Genomic DNA, 15205 nt, shown 5'->3' with positions numbered 1-15205 from the left:
ACTCCGCCCACGTCCGGGTCCCGGGAGAGTCCTATCTTCCCGAGTCCGGCCCGAGCCCGCCCGGTGAACCGGCGCCCGCCATAGCATCGCGGGCGCGCCGGCCCCGCGGGCCCGAACCACGCAGCATCACGCGGCGTTCGTCCTCGCCCATACCGCCCCAGACGCCGTACTGCTCGCGCGCGGCGAGGGCGTGCCGGGCGCATTCGTCGATGACGGGGCAGCTGGCGCAGATCTCCTTGGCCGCGGACTCCCGGCGGTGTCGCCGATCACCCCGTTCGCCCCACGGGTGGAAGAACACGGCGCTGGGTAGTTCGCGGCAGCGGGCGCCCATCTGCCAGTCCCACAGGTCGGCGTTCGGGCCGGGCAGCGCGGACACGTCCGGCAGACCACTCATCGCGCCGCCCTCCCGGAGGGACGATCCTGAACAATCCGGCTCCCGCGTCGTCGGATGGCTTTCCGGGTCGTCATTCTGTGTTCGATGGTGGCCTCGCACGCTCGGCCACGCTTCGCCGGCACGGCCGTGTGGGCGAAGCGGGGGAGTCGACGACCCGCTCGCCCGTCCGGCCCGCCCGCTCGCCCGGCGTTCGTGCGATGACCGCCGCGTCCGGCCTCCAGCCGGGCCACCGCCAGCCCTGACGACGAGTCGTCCGCGTCCACCTCGGGAAAGCGCCGGTCCCGCAGGTACTCCCGGCATGCCCGGGTGGTGACGGTGAAGCCGGGCGGGACGGGCCCGCCGAGGTCGGTCAGCTCGGCGAGATTCGCGCCCGCGCCGCCCCGGGGGTCCTGCTGATCATTGTCGCCTTCCGAGAATTCATCGACGTCGTTGGTCATCGTCTCTCCTGTCGGCGTCGCCCGGCCTTGTCCGTCGGATCGCCCGGTGGAAAGGGTGGGCGGCAAAGGAACGCACTTGGAACAATAAGCCGCACAGTCGGGGCGTCAAGAGTTTCTCTACTGATTGCCAGGCTCCGGATGCCTTTCTCAAGTCGCACCTGCCAGCGTGAGGTGATACCTGGCGGATGCAGGTGCGGCCTTATGTGGCGATGCAGTACGTTCAGGAAAGCCTGCTGTCAAAGGAAACTCAGACAGGCGCGGTAGTCAGCCGGCGGCCCGGAGCACGGCGGTGACGACGTCCCGCTCCGCCCGGGTGAGTAACTCGTCCAATGCCTGCGCGGCGGCGTCGAAGTCCCCGTCCGCCAGAATCTCATGGATTCGCCGATTGTCCTGCACAAAAGCGAGAAAGAGCGACGGGCCGACGCCGTTCGCATTCATTGCCCAGTGCAATTCCGAGGTCAATTGCCGAATGAAAAGGTTGAGGCGGGCGCTGGCGGCCAGGGCGACCAGAGCGCGGTGGAAATACTGATCGGCCCGACCGGCCGCGACGCCGTCGCCGTGCCGCGCCGCGTCCAGTCCGTCGGTCACGGCCAGCCGGGTGTTGGCGATGATCACCGGCGACCCGCCGCCGCGGACCGCCCCCAGTTCGATCGCTCGGCGGGCGGCGAAAATGTCCACCACGTCGCCGGCGGTCAGCGTGGCGACACACACCCCGCGATTCGGTTCGCGCACCACGAGTCGGTCCGCGGTGAGTTCGGCGAAGGCCTCCCGGACGGTGCTGCGTGACACGCGCAGCGATTCGGCCAGGGCCTCCTCGCGCAGCCGGGCCCCGGGCGGGAAGCCACCGGTGGTGATCTGGTCCCGCAGTTGTTGGGCCACCCGGGCCGGGGTGGACTGGCCGGCCGTTCCCGCGTGCCCGCGACCCGCCACCGCCCTCTCGGTCGGTGCGCCTGCGGGACTGGGGTCCATGCGAGCAGCCTAGTCGGCATAATTGTCCGACAATAAGCTGAACAATGTCGAACAATTTGTTCGAAACTGTAGGACAAAACCGGGCCGCGATGGTACGTTCGCTGCCTCCCGGCACGGTCGAAGCATCATGGAAAGGGGTTGCGCGAGCGTTGATGATTCAGTGGAGGCTGAGAATGGCGGCCGCCGAACGCGGTGTGTGGACGGCGACGCAGTTGCGCCGGCTACTGGCGGACGAGGCGGACTACCCGCTCTCCGCGCCGTCGGTGGGTGCCCTGCTCACCGGCGAACCCAGTCAGGTCCGGCTCTCCACCCTGCTCGCGCTGTGCACCGCGCTGCGGTGCACGCCGAACGACCTCTTCGATCTGGAAACCGAACCGGCGCCCGCGCTCGGCACCCACCCGGCCGGCCCGCAACTGGCCCGTCGGTCGTCCATGCCGCGATCCGAGCGTCCGCGCACCCCGGCCCGGGTGCCCGTGAGAGCCTGACCCCGAGCCGGCGGGCCCGCCCAGGAGCTATCGGCCGGGGCGTTCGGAGAGGTGGCGGTGAAGTGACTCGACCGATCCTGGTGACCGGCGGCACGGGCACGCTCGGCCGCGCCGTGGTGGCCGAGCTACTCGACCGGCACCGGCAGCCCCGGGTGCTCAGCCGGCGTCCGCGGAATTCCGCCGATCCCACGTCGGCCCAGTGGGTGACCGGTGATCTGGTCAGTGGCGAATTCGTGGCCGACGCGGTCGCCGATGTCGACTCGATCATCCATTGCGCGACCGACTACCGGCACATGGACAACGACGTGCGGGGCACCCGGCGGCTGATCGACACGGCCCTGCTCGGCGGATCGCCGCACCTGGTCTACCCGTCCATCGTCGGGGTCGACCGGATCCCGCTGAAGATGTACCGGTTCAAGGTCGGCATCGAGGAGCTGGTGCAGCGGGGCGGCCTGCCGTGGTCGGTGCAACGGCTCACCCAGTTCCACGATCTGGTGCTGACCATCGTGCGCAACGCCGGCCGATTCCCGCTGATGCCGTTGCCGTCCGGGCTGCAGTTCCAACCGATCGACACCCCCGACGCCGCCCGCCGGCTGGTCGACCTGGCCATCGCAGCGCCGAGCGGTCGGGCGCCGGACGCGGGTGGGCCGCTGGTGCAGACGGTTGAGGACCTGGCCCAGCAGTGGTCGGCGGCCGCGGGCAAGAAGCGTCGGATCGTCGGCGTTCCCGTGCCCGGCAAGGTCATGCGGGCCTACCGGCAGGGATGGAACCTGACGCCGGACAACGAGGTGGGCACCGTCACCTTCGAGGAGTTTCTGGCTCGGGTCATCCGCCGGGGCGGGTGATCTCGGGCGCGCGGCCCGACTGATCGGTCGTCCGGACGGCTGCGGGGGACCGTGGTGCCGTGGCCGTGGCCGTGGCCGTGGCCGTGGCCGTGGCCGTGGCCGTGGCCGTGCCCGTGGCCGGGCGAAGGCCGTGGCCGGGAGTGGGTCCGGCCGCTCCGGACCCTCGACGACCACCCGGCCGGGCCCGGTTGCGTCCGTCAGCCGGCCAGGAGGAGGGCCGCGGCGAAGGCGATGATCAGAGCGCCCGAGACCAGACCGGTGATCAGCCGGCCGGAGTGCCCGGTGAGGGCGTGGCCGAGCGCGACACCGCCACCGACGAGCACCAGCTGCCAACTCGCCGAGGCGCAGAAGGCGGCCAGCACGAAGACTGCTCCGCTCAGCCAGACCGGGCCGGACCCGTCGAGCGCGGCCGTCGCGGTGCTGCCCACGACGAGCGCCGCGAAGTACAGGATCGTCTGCGGATTGAGCAGCGTGATCCCGAGCAGCGTCACGTATGCCCGACCGGGCCGTGCCACCGATTCGGGGCCGGTCAGTTCGGTTCGGGTGCGGTGGTCGCTGACGGCGGACCAAATGATGCGGGCGCCCAGGAGCACCAGGACGACCACCGACACCCAGCGCAGCGGCGTCGCGATCGCCGAGATCACCCCGGTCAACGCGACCCCGCCGACCACGGCGATCAGCGCGTAGACGCCGTCGGCGCTGGCGACCCCCAATGCGGCGGCGGCCCCGACCCGGGGACCGGATCGCGCGGTCAGGCCCACCAGGTAGGCCGCGACCGCGCCGACGGGTACGGCGATGCCCCAGCCGGCCAGCAGGCCGGCCACCAGCGCGGAGTTCATCGCCGAGGGGTGTCCGCCCTGGACATCGGGCGTGGCTGCTGCCGCGCCGCGACGGCGGCGGGACGGGCAGCGGACGTCGGGCGGGTCGTCATGACGGCGAGCATGACGGGCGGTCGCGTCGGGGAGCAAGCCGATTCCGGTCACCCGCGGGGCGGGTCGCCGCACGTTCGTCGATCGACTTGCCACCTTTGACCCTTCTATACCGATACAGAATAGGCGGAATGTGGCAGGTGGATCGGTGGGGTGGCGGTGTGGGCAACTGCGCGGACGAAGCAGGCGACTCCTGTCACACCAGCCACACACGAGGGCATTTCGTCCGCGCCTGCCCAGTTGATCCGCGCGGGAAGCGGCACCGGGGGGTAGGGCGCGCGGGGGGTGACGGGGGCCGGGGCGGGGGCTTGGAACGACCGGGGCGGGTGCTGGAAGGATGGGTAGACGTGAGTGCATCCGCCGTCGAGAACGTGCTGGCCCAGCGTTACGCGTCACCGGAGATGGTGGCGATCTGGTCGCCGGAGAACAAGATCATCGCCGAGCGTCGGTTCTGGATCTCGGTCCTGCGGGCGCAGCGGGCGGCCGGTCTGGACGTCGCCGACGACGTGCTGGCCGATTACGAGCGGGTGATCGAGGACGTCGACCTGGCCTCCATCGCGGACCGGGAGCGGGTGACCCGGCACGACGTGAAGGCGCGGATCGAGGAGTTCAACGCGCTGGCCGGGCACGAGCAGGTGCACAAGGGCCTGACCAGCCGCGACCTCACCGAGAACGTCGAGCAGGGGCAGATCGTCCGGTCGCTCGCGCTGATCCGGGACCGCACGGTCGCCGTGCTCGACCGGCTCGGCCGGCGGGCCGCGGAGTTCACCGACGTGGTGATGGCCGGCCGATCGCACAACGTCCCGGCGCAGGCGACCACCCTGGGCAAGCGGTTCGCCTCGGCCGCCCAGGAGATGGTGCTGGCCTACGAGCGGGTCGACGAACTGCTGGAGCGATACCCACTGCGCGGCATCAAGGGTCCGGTCGGCACCGCCCAGGACATGCTCGACCTGCTCGGCGAGCCCGAGGATGTCGACCTGCTGGAAGCCAAGGTGGTGCGGCAGATCTCGCCGTCCGGGCGGGCCCTCATCAGCGTCGGGCAGGTGTATCCGAGGTCGCTGGACTACGAAGTGGTCTCACTGCTCGTGCAGCTGGCCGCCGGTCCGGCGTCCCTGGCCACCACCATCCGGCTGATGGCCGGCGCCGAGTTGGCCACGGAAGGTTTCCGGCCGGGTCAGGTCGGCTCGTCGGCGATGCCGCACAAGATGAACGCCCGCTCCTGTGAACGGGTCTGCGGTCTGGCAGTGATCCTGCGGGGCTACGCGTCGATGGCCGGGGAGCTGGCCGGCGCGCAGTGGAACGAGGGCGACGTGTTCTGCTCGGTGGTCCGCCGGGTCGCCCTGCCGGACGCCTTCTACGCCATCGACGGGTTGATCGAGACGTTCCTGACGATCCTCGACGACTTCGGCGCCTACCCGGCCGTCATCGAACGCGAACTGGAACGGTACCTGCCGTTCCTGGCCACCACCAAGGTGTTGATGGCCGCAATCCGGGCCGGGGTCGGCCGGGAGACCGCGCACGAGGCGATCAAGGAGCACGCGGTCGCCGTCGCCCTGGCCATGCGCGAGAAGGGCCAGGTGGACAACGATCTCCTCGACCGGCTGGCCGCGGACACCAGGCTTCCGCTGAACCGGACCGAGCTGGACGAGTTGCTGGCCGACCCGCTGTCGTTCACCGGGCTGGCCGGTCGGCAGACCGCCGCCATGATCCGCCGCATCGGGGAGCTGCGCGGCGAGCACCCGGAGGCCGCGAGCTACCGGCCCGGCGACATCCTGTAGCCCGCCCGTTCCGGCCGGGAGGACTCGCCGTGTTCGACAGCCACCTGCACATCGTCGATCCGCGGTTCCCGCTGATCCCCAATCAGGGGTACCTGCCCGAGGCGTTCACCGTCGCCGACTACCGGGCCGCGGTGGACGGTCTGGGGGTGCGGGGTGGCGCCGTGGTGTCCGGGTCCTTCCAGGGTTTCGATCAGACCTACCTGCTGGACGCCCTGGCGTCGCTGGGTCCGGGCTTCGTCGGCGTCACCCAGCTGCCGGTCGACACGACTGCGGAGACGATCGCCGGTCTTGATGCCGCGGGGGTGCGGGCGGTCCGGTTCAATCTGGTCCGCGGCGGCTCCGCCGGACCGGACGACGTCGACACGCTCGGCCGGCTGGCCTACGACACCGCCGGCTGGTCCAGCGAGTTCTATGTCCGCAGTGACGATCTCGCGACCGTCGGCCCGGTGATCGAGCGGCTCCCGCGGGCGAGCATCGATCATCTCGGGTTGACCACGGACGGCCTGGCTGACCTGCTGCGCCTGGCCGCCGGCGGTGTCCGGATCAAGGCCACCGGCTTCGGCCGGTGGGCCGGTGGGGCGACGCAGGTGGTGGACGTCATGCGGCGCGTCCACCGGATCGATCCGGCCGCGCTCATGTTCGGTACCGATCTACCCGGCACCCGGGCGCCCCGGCCGTTCACGCCCGGCGACGTCGATCTCGTCGCGGATGCGGTGGGCGAGGACCTTGATCGGGTGCTCTTCGCCAACGCCTTCGAGTGGTATCGGGCCGACCGTCTTCCTTCGGCGGAATCACCGAGGGTACTGTGACCGTCACCGCCTGAAATGGGCGAAAGCTGCTGCTTGCCGGGGCGAGCGGGTGGGGTGGTGTCAGGTCGGAAGGGAGCCGAGATGAGTCGTGCGAGTTGCCGTTTCACGGCGGTGCAGGACGACCCCGCGTCGTTTGCCATGGACTGGCCGGTGTTCGACCAGCCGTCCTCCGACGCGCACTACCGAGGAAGAGTTTTCGTGCTCGATCGGACCGGGGCCCGGGTCGCCGACAGGGCGATGACGGTGCCCGGCGACCGAGCCGCGGACGACGCGCTGCACGCCGCCGGCTGGACCCGGACGGGCGAGTGGCGTCGCGACGACTTCGGCCGGCCCGCGGCCCGGGCGGAGCGCCGGGTCGTCGGCGATCAGGGCTTCCTGCCGACCCGGCCGCTCGCCTCGCTGGCCGAGGAGGCTTCGCTCCATCTGGCCTGAGTGGGGCCCGAGCCACGTCCGCAACGATCGGCCGGCTGCCCCGTGGGCGGCGACGGCCGCCCGTCCCGGACCGAGCGGGTGTCCGCATGCCTCTCGGCGGCTCATGCGCGTGACGCCGGCCGGGGCGCACAATGGCGAGATGGTCGGCGCGGACGCGACACCGGAGCCGGAAAGTGTTGACGACCAGCGTCAGGAAACTCCGCTGCAGCGGTTGGACCGCAACTGGGTCGATCTGCTGCAGGAGCTGCGGGTGGTGCAGACCGGGGTGCAGATCCTCACCGGGTTCCTGGTCGTGCTGCCGTTCCAGGCGCGGTTCGAGCAACTGACGGCCGCCCAAACGACGATCTACCTGATCACGCTGTGCCTGGCCGTGCTCGCGATGGGGTTCCTGATCGCCCCGGTCAGCCTGCACCGGCTGCTGTTCCGGCGGCACGCGCGGCAGGTCACGGTCGACGTCGCCCACCGGCTGGCGCAGATCGGCATCGTGCTGCTGGGCACGTCGATCGTCGGGGTTGTCCTGCTGATCTTCGATCTCGTGCTGGGTGGCAGTGCCGGAGCGATCGCGGGTGGCAGCGCTGCGCTCGTGCTGTTCGTGTTGTGGGGCGCACTTCCCCTGGTGATCCGGGAGCGGTCGCCGGGTCCGCCGGGCTGATCGCCGGCCGGCGGTCCTGGGACGTGCCGAAAGGGGCGGGTGGCTGATGCCACCCGCCCCTTCAGGGACTTGTCGGACTGCTTACTTGAGCAGGTCCTTGGTCTGGCTGACGGAAGCCTCGACCAGGTCGGTGATGGCCTGGGCGTTCTTCTTGGTCAGGTCGAGCACCGCGTCGTTCTTGAAGGTCTCGACGAACTCGACGGTCAGGTCGAGGTACTTCTGCACGGCCTCGGCGTAGGTGTCGACGGAGATGACGACAACCTTCTTGACCTCGGCGGTGAAGTTCTCGGTGTACTCCTTGGCCTTGGCCTCGGCCTTCTTGTACTCCTCGGTCCACGCCTCGGCCAGCTCCTGCGCCTTGGCCTCCGCCTTCTTGTACTCGGCGGCGACCTGCTCGGTCAGCTCCTGGCCCTTGGCCTCGGCCTTCTTCACCTCGTCGGCGAAGGCGGCGGTCAGCTCCTGGGTCTTCTCCTCGGCGGACTTGACGATCGGCGCGAAGGCATCGGTGGTCTTGGTGACCAGGTCGTTCGCGACGGCGGTGGCCTTGGAGACGGTGGACGACACGGTCTCGGTGACCTGCGCGACGGCGTTCTCGGCCTTCTCGGCCGCAGCCTTGGTGGCGGTAGCCATTGGGCACTCCTCAACGTTGTGCAGACACCGGCCAGCCCGGCGCCCTCGTTAGCAACGTTAGCTGATACCCAGCTAACTAGCTAACAAACGGGCTTGTGACACCGGACACCGGCGCGACGGACACGCCATTCCCGGGTGCGGCTTTTCGGAATCGTGACGCGCACCACCCTCGACGAGCGACGACGTTCGTTGCCCCGGCGTCGCGGCAACGTGGCGCGCAGATCGGAGTCGATTTCGCGCCGAATTCGGCGGGCCGGTGGTGCAGTCGGCCGGGCCGCCCGGCCGCCGGCCCGGCGTCGGCCGGCGGTCCATCGCCGGTCGATCGCCGATCAATGTGAAACGGCTTCGTCAGTGGTCTCTTTCGGTGCCGGTCCGGCAACCCGCCGGCGACCGGCCACGGCCGGACGGTCGGCCCGGCCCGGATCGGAGGGGCGCACGGATTCCCTCGGGTGCGTTCGAGGTTGGCACCGGCGGCGGGTTCGGCCGGTCGGCGTGCGAGGGCGGATCGCGCGTCGTCACGCCTCGCCACCGGTGGCGGGCGGAGGGCTGCGGCCGAATTGGTCGACCGGGTGGGTTCAGATGGTTTTCGCCCCGCCGAATTCTCGATAGCGTTGTCCGGGCCAGCACCTTTGATTCTTCAGCCGCGCCACGGTGTTGTGCACGATGCGGCGTCGACCGGAAGGAACGTGATGTCCTCCCCTCAGGAACAGTTCGCGGCAGCCGTGCGCTCCACCCAGGCGCAGGCTGTTGATGCCGTCGAAACCTGGACGAAGATCACCCAGGATGCGTTCGGCAAGATCGGCGATACGCCGGGTCGGGCACCCAAGCCCGACGACGTGATCGACCAGGTCTTCGATTTCGCCGAGAAGATGCTCGAGGGCCAGCGCGAGTTCGCCCACCGGATGCTCGGCGTGACGGAGAAGGTCGGCGAAGCCGCCCGAGACGAGCTCGAATCGGCGACCGAGAAGGTCCGTGACCAGGTCGAGGCGCGCACCGATGCGGCCCGCCGGGCGGCCGAGTCCGTCCGTGAGGACTTCACCGCTCGCTCCGAGGCTGCCCGTCAGCAGGCTGAGGCCATCCTCGAGGAGGCCAAGCAGCGCGCCGAGGCGGCCAGCAAGCAGGCCAAGGATCAGGCGGAGGCGGTGCTGGCGGCCGCTCGCCAGCAGGCCGAGCAGATCCTCGAGCTGGCCCGCAAGCAGGCCAAGACGCTCTCCGCCCCGCTGTCGGACATCGCCGAACAGATGACCAAGGCGGGCGAGCAGGCGCTGGCCGCGGTCACGCCGGGTGCAGCCACCGAGACCGTCGACGAGGCAGCCGAAGAGGCGACCGAGGCCGTCGAGGATGCCACCGAGGCGGCGGAGGATGCCGCCGACGAGGTAGCCGAAGGCGCCGACGAGGCCGAGGATGCCGCCGACGAGGCGGACGACGCCGCCGACGAGGCCGAGGCCTACGACGGCTGGACCAAGGTGCAGCTCCAGGAGGAGCTGGTCAACCGCGGTCTGCCCAAGTCCGGCAACGTCGCCGAGCTCCGGGAACGGTTGCGCGCCGCCGACTGAACGATCGGCAGAACATGCACGGCCGACGCCGCCCGGACCCACGGTCCGGGCGGCGTTTGTCGTCGCGGAGCCGTATCGCGAATCGGTGCGGGTTCGGCGTCCGGGCGCCCGCAGCGGGCGAGATCCGACCTCGAACGTGGCCGTGCTGCCGGATCCGCGGCCCGTTCAGCTCGCCGACGGTGGGGTCGGCACGTGGCCGGCTTCCACCGCGAGCACTACGCCGAGCAGGTCGGTGAGCGCATGCCGCAGCCGTGGGTCGGCGAGCTCGTAGCGCACCCGTCTGCCCTCCGGCACCGCCACGACGAGTCCGCATCCGCGCAGGCAGGCCAGGTGGTTGGACAAGCTCTGCCGGGACACGCCGAGGTCGGCGGCCAACTCGGCCGGATACCCGGGCGAGTCCCGCAGCGCGAGCAGGACGCGGGCCCGGGTGGGGTCCGACAGGGCCGCCCCGAACCGGGCGAGGACTTCCCCTTGTGTCAGGGTCTGCACCCGGCCAGGGTACATCCGCGAGTGAACCGTCCGTCGGGACCGCCGTTTCCACCCACTCCGAGTTGATCATGGCGAACTCTGTCCGACACGCCGGCGACGCGCCGAGAACGGAGCAGAGAACGCCATGATCAACTTCAGGGGAGCAGGGGAGCAGGGGAGCAGGGGAGCAGGGGAGCAGGGGAGCAGGGGAGCAGGGGAGCAGGGGAGCAGGGGAGCAGGGGAGCAGGTCAGTGCTCGACGTCGTCGGCCCGGATCGCCGTCGTCCGGATCAGCTCGATGAGCTCGTCGCGCATCTGCACCATCCGATCGCCCGCGACGGGCGGGTCCCCCGGGCCCCCGATCCGAAGGTAGACGGCCAGCTTGTCGTCGGGGAACGCAAAGGCCGCGCCGTCGCCGTTGAAGTGTCCGAGGCCGGTCGCCCACTTGACGCCGTCGTCCGTCTGCCCGCATGGGCACAACGGCCAGATGCCGAGCCCGCCGTTGAGGTGGTTCAGGTCGGTCATCCGGTGCAGGGCGTCCTGCGGCAGCAGCTCGGCCCGGTTGACCAGGGCGTCGAAGAACCGGGCGACATCGGCGGGCGTCGACGAGATCCCGCCGGAGGCAGAACCCACCCAGCCGGTGCGCTCGTCGACCGGCAGGTCGACGGTGGACAGGCCGAGCGGTCCGGCGATGCGATCGGCCAGCAGGGTGCCGTAGGACGACTCGGTCAGCGACTCCAGGATCAGCCCCAGCCACAGGTAGTTGCTGTTGCTGTAGGTGACCCCTGCGTCGGGGGGATGCTGCAGCGGCGCCTGGGTGGACAGCGACACCAGCTCGCCGGCCGTGTACACCCGGCCGGCGTCGTACCCGGGCGCGTCGGTGTACTGGATCAGCCCGCTGGAATGCTGCAGCAGCTGGCGCGGGGTGACGACCGTGCCGGCGTCCGGCAGCGGCACGACGTCGGCCAGCTCAGGAACGGGCGCGTCGAGGTCGAGCCGCCCCTCCTCGGCCAACTGGACGGCCAATGATGCCGTGAACGTCTTGGTCATCGAGGCGATGCCGACACTGAAGTCGGCAGCGCGCGGCTCACCGTCGGACCGGGCGGCGCTCCCGCTCCAGACCTCCGATCCTGCGGCCACGCTGACCACGGCGTCGCTGATCTCGGGTTGTCCGGCGATCCACCGCTCCAGCGCCGTCTGCAGCTGCTCCCCCCTGAGCTGCTTGGCCGGAGCCTGTTCGCGCAGCTCACGGGCGGCCGCGGCGAACGCAGTGTCCGCCAGCGCGGTGCGGTCGGACGGCGGTGGAATCGCGGCGACCGCCGTCTCGGTCCCGTTGGCGGTGACCGCCGAGACACCGCCGACGATCAGCGTCACCCCGGCCAGCGCCGCGCCCACCAGGCCGATGCGCAACGGAACCCGCGCCGGCCCGGAGCCGCCACGGCGGGAGCGTCCCGGCCACCAGCGCGCCGGACGACGGGCGGCGACGTCCTCGACCCACCCGAAGGCGACGACCGCGACGCCCGTGAGCAGCACGGTGAACAGCAGGACGGCCGGGCTGGTGTCGGGCGCGATGGCCAGCGCGATCAGGATCGCCGCCGGGTGCCAGAGATAGATGGTCAGGGCCCGTGCGCTCACCGCGCGGGCGGCCGGAGCGACTCGGGGCGACTGCGCGAGCCGGCGCAGCGGTCGCTGCGCCGCGCCGATCAGCAGCAGCCAGCCCAGTGCGGCGACGGCCAGCAGCAGATAGGACTCGTTGAGCGAGCCGCGCGGTAACGGCACCACGGCCGAGGCAAGGACGGTCGCGGCGATCAGGGCCAGACCGGCCGCGGCCAGACCGGCTGTGGTCCGGCCGGCGACCGTGCCGCCGTCCGCGCGACCTCCTTTAGCCGGCCGCCGGGTGGCCCAGGCGATACCCAACACGGCGAACAGGCCGTAGCAGAGCAGGTCGCCGACCGCCATCCGCGCCGGTCCGACCAGGGAGGGCAGGCCGGCCAGCGGGGCCAGCTCGAGCGTGGCCAGTCCGAGCAGGGCGCCGCCGATGACCAGGCCGATGCGCCGGGCCAGTAGCGCGGCCAGCGGCACCAGGGTCAGCAGGACGAGGTAGTCGGTGAGGTACCACAGGTGGCCGGTGAGCCAGTCCCGGTCGGTGCCGGTCGGCTGGGGCAGCGGCACCAGCAGAGAGAGCCAGGTGCCGTCGTCGACCGCGAAGGCGGACGGCCGGACGACGGTCACCGCGGCCACGGCGGCCGAGTACACCCAGAAGGGGAGCAGGAGCCGGACCAGCCGCCGGCCGAGCGTGCGCACCCCGCCGGCGGACCGGCCACCGGTCGACGACCCGGCCAGCACCGCGCCGGCCAGGAAGAACATGATCGGCATCGCCGGGAAGATCCAGCTCAGCCACGGGGCGGCGAACGCGTGCCAGAGCACGACGCGGGCCAGCGCGACGGAACGAAGCGCGTCGACCAGCGGATCGCGCGAGCGGGGCGCGGTCGGCGGAACCGATGGGTCCCCCGAGGCGGGGCGGGCGGTCGGCGAAGGCATCCCCTCCATGCTGACCCGACCGGCCCGGCTACCAGCGCCGATCCCCGCTCACCGGAACGTGGCCTTTCTCACGGCCGGCGGGACCGGCCCGGCGCCGTCGGGTCCGCGGGGAGCACTCCCCGGACCTCCCGGAGCAGCCGGCGGGCCGACCACGCCATCAGCGTCGCGCCGGCCACGGCGACGATCGCCCCGGTGATCGGGAAGGCGTGGGTGGTCACCAGTCCGCCCACCAGGACCGCCGCGGCGGCCACGAACGCCGCCGCGTAGAGCAGCGGAACCAGCAGCGGGAAGCGGCCCGACGCGATCGTCCGGGCCAGTTCGGGGTCCGCCCGGGTCAACTCCCGCTCGATCTCGGCCAGCTTCTGTCTCTCATCGTTCGACAGCGGCATCGTCATCTCCTCGGGTGCTCACGGTTCGATCAGCCCGGCCCGGATCGCGAAACGGGTCAGTTGCAGCCGGTCGTGCAGGCCGAGCTTCTGCAGCACGTTGGCCCGGTGCCGTTCCACCGTCTTCACGCTGATCACGAGCGTGTCGGCGATCGCCCGGGAGGAATGCCCTTCCGCGATCATCTTCACCACCTCTTCCTCTCTCACGGTCAGGATGCGGTCCGGGATGCGTTCCCCCGTGCGCTCTCGGCGCAGGTAGTCCTGGATGAGCGCGGACATCGCACCGGCGTAGACGAAGGGTTCGCCGCGCGCCGCCGCCCGGCAGGCCTGCACCAGGTCCCGGTCGGCCACCGACTTCAGCACGTACCCGCAGGCCCCGACCTTCAGCGACTCGAAGAAGTACTGCTCGTTGTCGTACATGGACAGCATCAGCACCCGAACCCGACTACCCCGGCGGTCCAGCTCGCGGGCCGCCTGCAACCCGGTCATTCGTGGCATGGCGATGTCCAGGATCGCCAGGTCGACGTCGCCGCGGGTCGCGAGGTCGACGGCCTGGGCGCCGTCACCGGCCTCGGCCACCACCTGCAGGTCCGGTTCGCCGTCCAGGATCAGCCGCAATCCGCGGCGGACCAGCGTGTGGTCGTCGGCCAGCAGGATCCGGGTGGCATCAGTCATCGTGTGTCTCCGCCGGCTCCGGCCGCCGGCCCGTCCGCGGCGGCCGCCGGACTCGGTCGGTCGGGCACCAGCAGCTGCAGCCGGGTGCCCCCGCCCGGCTCGGGGCCGATGGAGAGCGTGGCTCCGACCAGCATCGCCCGTTCCCGCATCCCGCGGATCCCGGCGCCCTCGACGATGCCGTTGGCGCCTTCGCCCATGCCATGGCCGTCGTCGCGGATGGTCAACCGCACCCCGCCGGGCTCGGCGACCACGACCAATTCGGCCCGATCGGCCGCGGCGTGCCGGGCGACGTTGGTCAGGCCCTCCTGGGCGATCCGGTAGACGACCAGCTCGGCATCGGTCCCCAGGTCGGGAAGCCGCTGATCTACCTCGACCGTCACCTCGGTCGCACCGGCGCGGGAGAACTCGCCGACGAGCGCGATCAGCGCGCTGCGCAGGCCGAGGTCTTCCAGCACGCCCGGGCGCAGCCGGCGGGCGACCATTCGGACCTCGTCCAGGCAGGTCCGGATGGTTTCCTGGACCGTGTGCAACTCGTCCCGTAGGTGTTCGGGGGCGCGGTCCACGGCTCGTTTGAGCAGGAGCAACACTGCGGTCAGACTCTGCCCGATCTCGTCGTGCAGCTCGCGTGCGATGCGCTGCCGTTCGCCCTCCTGGGCGGCGAGCGCGTGCGCGCTACTCACGCTGCGCTCGTGCTCGAGCCGGTCCAGCATTCGGTTGAATTCGCTGACCAGGTGCCCGATGTCGCGGTCGGCGGGCATCGACAGGCGCTGCCCGGGCCGGAGCAGGTCGACCTGCTCCATCAGGGCCGTCAAGCGGTCGAGCGGCCGGAGGGTCGCCCGGACCAGAATCGCGTTGACCGCGACCATCATGATCGCGCCGACGCCGAGGACCGCGACCTCGGTGAGCAGCACCGGGTCGGACACGGTGACGGGCGCCAGCGTCAGGAACAGGCCGCCGAGCACGACCACGGCCGCGTTGAACAGCAGCAACCGTTGATACAGGGTGGTCGCCCGGCGGGCCGCCGGGAGCGCGGTCCCGGCGACGCCGGCGCGCCGATCGATGGTCACGGTCATGTACCCAGGGTTACCGCGCATCGGCGGGGTGTCCATGGGTGACACCCACCATTTCGCCGCGACCCGCCGCCGAAGCAGCCTGTAGCAACCTGAAAGCGACCCGCAGCACCCGGTGCGTGACGCAGATAAATGGGTGCTGGACCCGAT

General features: G+C 71.1%; 17 protein-coding genes. 7 read left to right on the top strand and 10 right to left on the bottom strand.

Annotation, left to right across the window (positions count from 1 at the left end):
* Positions 1–31: 31 nt before the first annotated feature.
* The 3 genes from ACILSK_RS05455 to ACILSK_RS05445 all read right to left on the bottom strand — a co-directional run bounded on the left by ACILSK_RS05455 (position 32) and on the right by ACILSK_RS05445 (position 1800).
* Positions 32–385 (bottom strand): WhiB family transcriptional regulator, encoded by a 354-nt coding sequence (locus ACILSK_RS05455; RefSeq protein ID WP_395726167.1) that lies wholly within the window; start codon positions 383–385, stop codon positions 32–34.
* 5 nt (positions 386–390) lie between these two features.
* Positions 391–831 carry a hypothetical protein gene (locus ACILSK_RS05450; RefSeq protein WP_395726108.1) on the bottom strand — a complete coding sequence of 147 codons (441 nt, stop codon included), beginning with the start codon at positions 829–831 and terminating at the stop codon, positions 391–393.
* Positions 832–1095: 264 nt separating this feature from the next.
* A complete protein-coding gene (locus ACILSK_RS05445) occupies positions 1096–1800 on the bottom strand; it encodes a GntR family transcriptional regulator (RefSeq protein ID WP_395726107.1) in 705 nt (234 codons plus the stop codon).
* 149 nt (positions 1801–1949) lie between these two features.
* On the opposite strand from ACILSK_RS05445, the gene ACILSK_RS05440 reads away from it, so the two are divergent.
* Both ACILSK_RS05440 and ACILSK_RS05435 read left to right on the top strand, forming a co-directional pair.
* Entirely contained in the window at positions 1950–2285 is a 336-nt protein-coding gene (locus ACILSK_RS05440; RefSeq protein WP_395726106.1) for a helix-turn-helix domain-containing protein, read from the top strand.
* Between the two features lie 62 nt (positions 2286–2347).
* Entirely contained in the window at positions 2348–3130 is a 783-nt protein-coding gene (locus ACILSK_RS05435) for an SDR family oxidoreductase (RefSeq protein WP_395726105.1), read from the top strand.
* 197 nt (positions 3131–3327) lie between these two features.
* Here the strand turns inward: ACILSK_RS05435 and ACILSK_RS05430 are convergent, their stop codons facing one another.
* Entirely contained in the window at positions 3328–3969 is a 642-nt protein-coding gene (locus tag ACILSK_RS05430; RefSeq protein WP_395726104.1) for a LysE family transporter, read from the bottom strand.
* 491 nt (positions 3970–4460) lie between these two features.
* On the opposite strand from ACILSK_RS05430, the gene purB reads away from it, so the two are divergent.
* The 4 genes from purB (at position 4461) to ACILSK_RS05410 (ending at position 7730) form a co-directional block, all read left to right on the top strand.
* A complete protein-coding gene (gene purB / locus ACILSK_RS05425) occupies positions 4461–5837 on the top strand; it encodes an adenylosuccinate lyase (protein ID WP_395726166.1) in 1377 nt (458 codons plus the stop codon).
* A gap of 29 nt (positions 5838–5866) precedes the next feature.
* A complete protein-coding gene (locus tag ACILSK_RS05420) occupies positions 5867–6646 on the top strand; it encodes an amidohydrolase family protein (RefSeq protein WP_395726103.1) in 780 nt (259 codons plus the stop codon).
* A gap of 81 nt (positions 6647–6727) precedes the next feature.
* Positions 6728–7078 carry a hypothetical protein gene (locus tag ACILSK_RS05415; RefSeq protein ID WP_395726102.1) on the top strand — a complete coding sequence of 117 codons (351 nt, stop codon included), beginning with the start codon at positions 6728–6730 and terminating at the stop codon, positions 7076–7078.
* 139 nt (positions 7079–7217) lie between these two features.
* Positions 7218–7730 carry a DUF6328 family protein gene (locus ACILSK_RS05410; protein ID WP_395726101.1) on the top strand — a complete coding sequence of 171 codons (513 nt, stop codon included), beginning with the start codon at positions 7218–7220 and terminating at the stop codon, positions 7728–7730.
* Between the two features lie 81 nt (positions 7731–7811).
* Here ACILSK_RS05410 and ACILSK_RS05405 read toward each other — a convergent pair whose 3' ends face one another.
* The gene (locus ACILSK_RS05405; protein WP_395726100.1) at positions 7812–8360 is read right to left on the bottom strand and encodes a hypothetical protein; all 549 of its coding nucleotides are present in this window, start codon (positions 8358–8360) and stop codon (positions 7812–7814) included.
* 557 nt (positions 8361–8917) lie between these two features.
* On the opposite strand from ACILSK_RS05405, the gene ACILSK_RS05400 reads away from it, so the two are divergent.
* The gene (locus ACILSK_RS05400; protein WP_395726099.1) at positions 8918–9916 is read left to right on the top strand and encodes a hypothetical protein; all 999 of its coding nucleotides are present in this window, start codon (positions 8918–8920) and stop codon (positions 9914–9916) included.
* A 165-nt stretch (positions 9917–10081) separates the two neighbouring features.
* On the opposite strand, the gene ACILSK_RS05395 is transcribed toward ACILSK_RS05400, so the two are convergent.
* The 5 genes from ACILSK_RS05395 to ACILSK_RS05375 all read right to left on the bottom strand — a co-directional run bounded on the left by ACILSK_RS05395 (position 10082) and on the right by ACILSK_RS05375 (position 15058).
* Positions 10082–10405 (bottom strand): ArsR/SmtB family transcription factor, encoded by a 324-nt coding sequence (locus ACILSK_RS05395; protein ID WP_395726098.1) that lies wholly within the window; start codon positions 10403–10405, stop codon positions 10082–10084.
* A 227-nt stretch (positions 10406–10632) separates the two neighbouring features.
* Positions 10633–12924 (bottom strand): serine hydrolase, encoded by a 2292-nt coding sequence (locus ACILSK_RS05390; protein ID WP_395726097.1) that lies wholly within the window; start codon positions 12922–12924, stop codon positions 10633–10635.
* Between the two features lie 68 nt (positions 12925–12992).
* The gene (locus ACILSK_RS05385; protein WP_395726096.1) at positions 12993–13313 is read right to left on the bottom strand and encodes a DUF3040 domain-containing protein; all 321 of its coding nucleotides are present in this window, start codon (positions 13311–13313) and stop codon (positions 12993–12995) included.
* An 18-nt stretch (positions 13314–13331) separates the two neighbouring features.
* Complete coding sequence (locus tag ACILSK_RS05380) at positions 13332–13985, bottom strand: response regulator (protein ID WP_395726095.1); 654 nt, start codon at positions 13983–13985, stop codon at positions 13332–13334.
* Positions 13982–15058 carry a histidine kinase gene (locus tag ACILSK_RS05375; protein WP_395726094.1) on the bottom strand — a complete coding sequence of 359 codons (1077 nt, stop codon included), beginning with the start codon at positions 15056–15058 and terminating at the stop codon, positions 13982–13984. The genes ACILSK_RS05380 and ACILSK_RS05375 overlap by 4 nt, the downstream gene beginning before the upstream one ends.
* Positions 15059–15205 lie beyond the last annotated feature (147 nt).

The organism is Nakamurella sp., assembly GCF_044224575.1.
In the GTDB taxonomy this organism is placed as follows: Bacteria; Actinomycetota; Actinomycetes; order Mycobacteriales; family Nakamurellaceae; genus Nakamurella.
The sequence above is the reverse complement of the archived record's forward strand: the minus strand, read 5'-3'. Positions and strand labels throughout refer to the sequence as shown.

What these genes read in the sequence shown, in the direction of transcription:
- ACILSK_RS05410 (WP_395726101.1), top strand. Translation starts at nt 7,218, where the DNA reads ATGGTCGGCGCGGACGCGACACCGGAGCCGGAAAGTGTTGACGACCAG.
- ACILSK_RS05385 (WP_395726096.1), bottom strand. Translation starts at nt 13,313, where the DNA reads ATGCCGCTGTCGAACGATGAGAGACAGAAGCTGGCCGAGATCGAGCGG.
- ACILSK_RS05375 (WP_395726094.1), bottom strand. Translation starts at nt 15,058, where the DNA reads ATGACCGTGACCATCGATCGGCGCGCCGGCGTCGCCGGGACCGCGCTC.
- ACILSK_RS05430 (WP_395726104.1), bottom strand. Translation starts at nt 3,969, where the DNA reads ATGAACTCCGCGCTGGTGGCCGGCCTGCTGGCCGGCTGGGGCATCGCC.
- ACILSK_RS05380 (WP_395726095.1), bottom strand. Translation starts at nt 13,985, where the DNA reads ATGACTGATGCCACCCGGATCCTGCTGGCCGACGACCACACGCTGGTC.
- ACILSK_RS05450 (WP_395726108.1), bottom strand. Translation starts at nt 831, where the DNA reads ATGACCAACGACGTCGATGAATTCTCGGAAGGCGACAATGATCAGCAG.
- purB (WP_395726166.1), top strand. Translation starts at nt 4,461, where the DNA reads ATGGTGGCGATCTGGTCGCCGGAGAACAAGATCATCGCCGAGCGTCGG.
- ACILSK_RS05390 (WP_395726097.1), bottom strand. Translation starts at nt 12,924, where the DNA reads ATGCCTTCGCCGACCGCCCGCCCCGCCTCGGGGGACCCATCGGTTCCG.
- ACILSK_RS05445 (WP_395726107.1), bottom strand. Translation starts at nt 1,800, where the DNA reads ATGGACCCCAGTCCCGCAGGCGCACCGACCGAGAGGGCGGTGGCGGGT.
- ACILSK_RS05415 (WP_395726102.1), top strand. Translation starts at nt 6,728, where the DNA reads ATGAGTCGTGCGAGTTGCCGTTTCACGGCGGTGCAGGACGACCCCGCG.
- ACILSK_RS05405 (WP_395726100.1), bottom strand. Translation starts at nt 8,360, where the DNA reads ATGGCTACCGCCACCAAGGCTGCGGCCGAGAAGGCCGAGAACGCCGTC.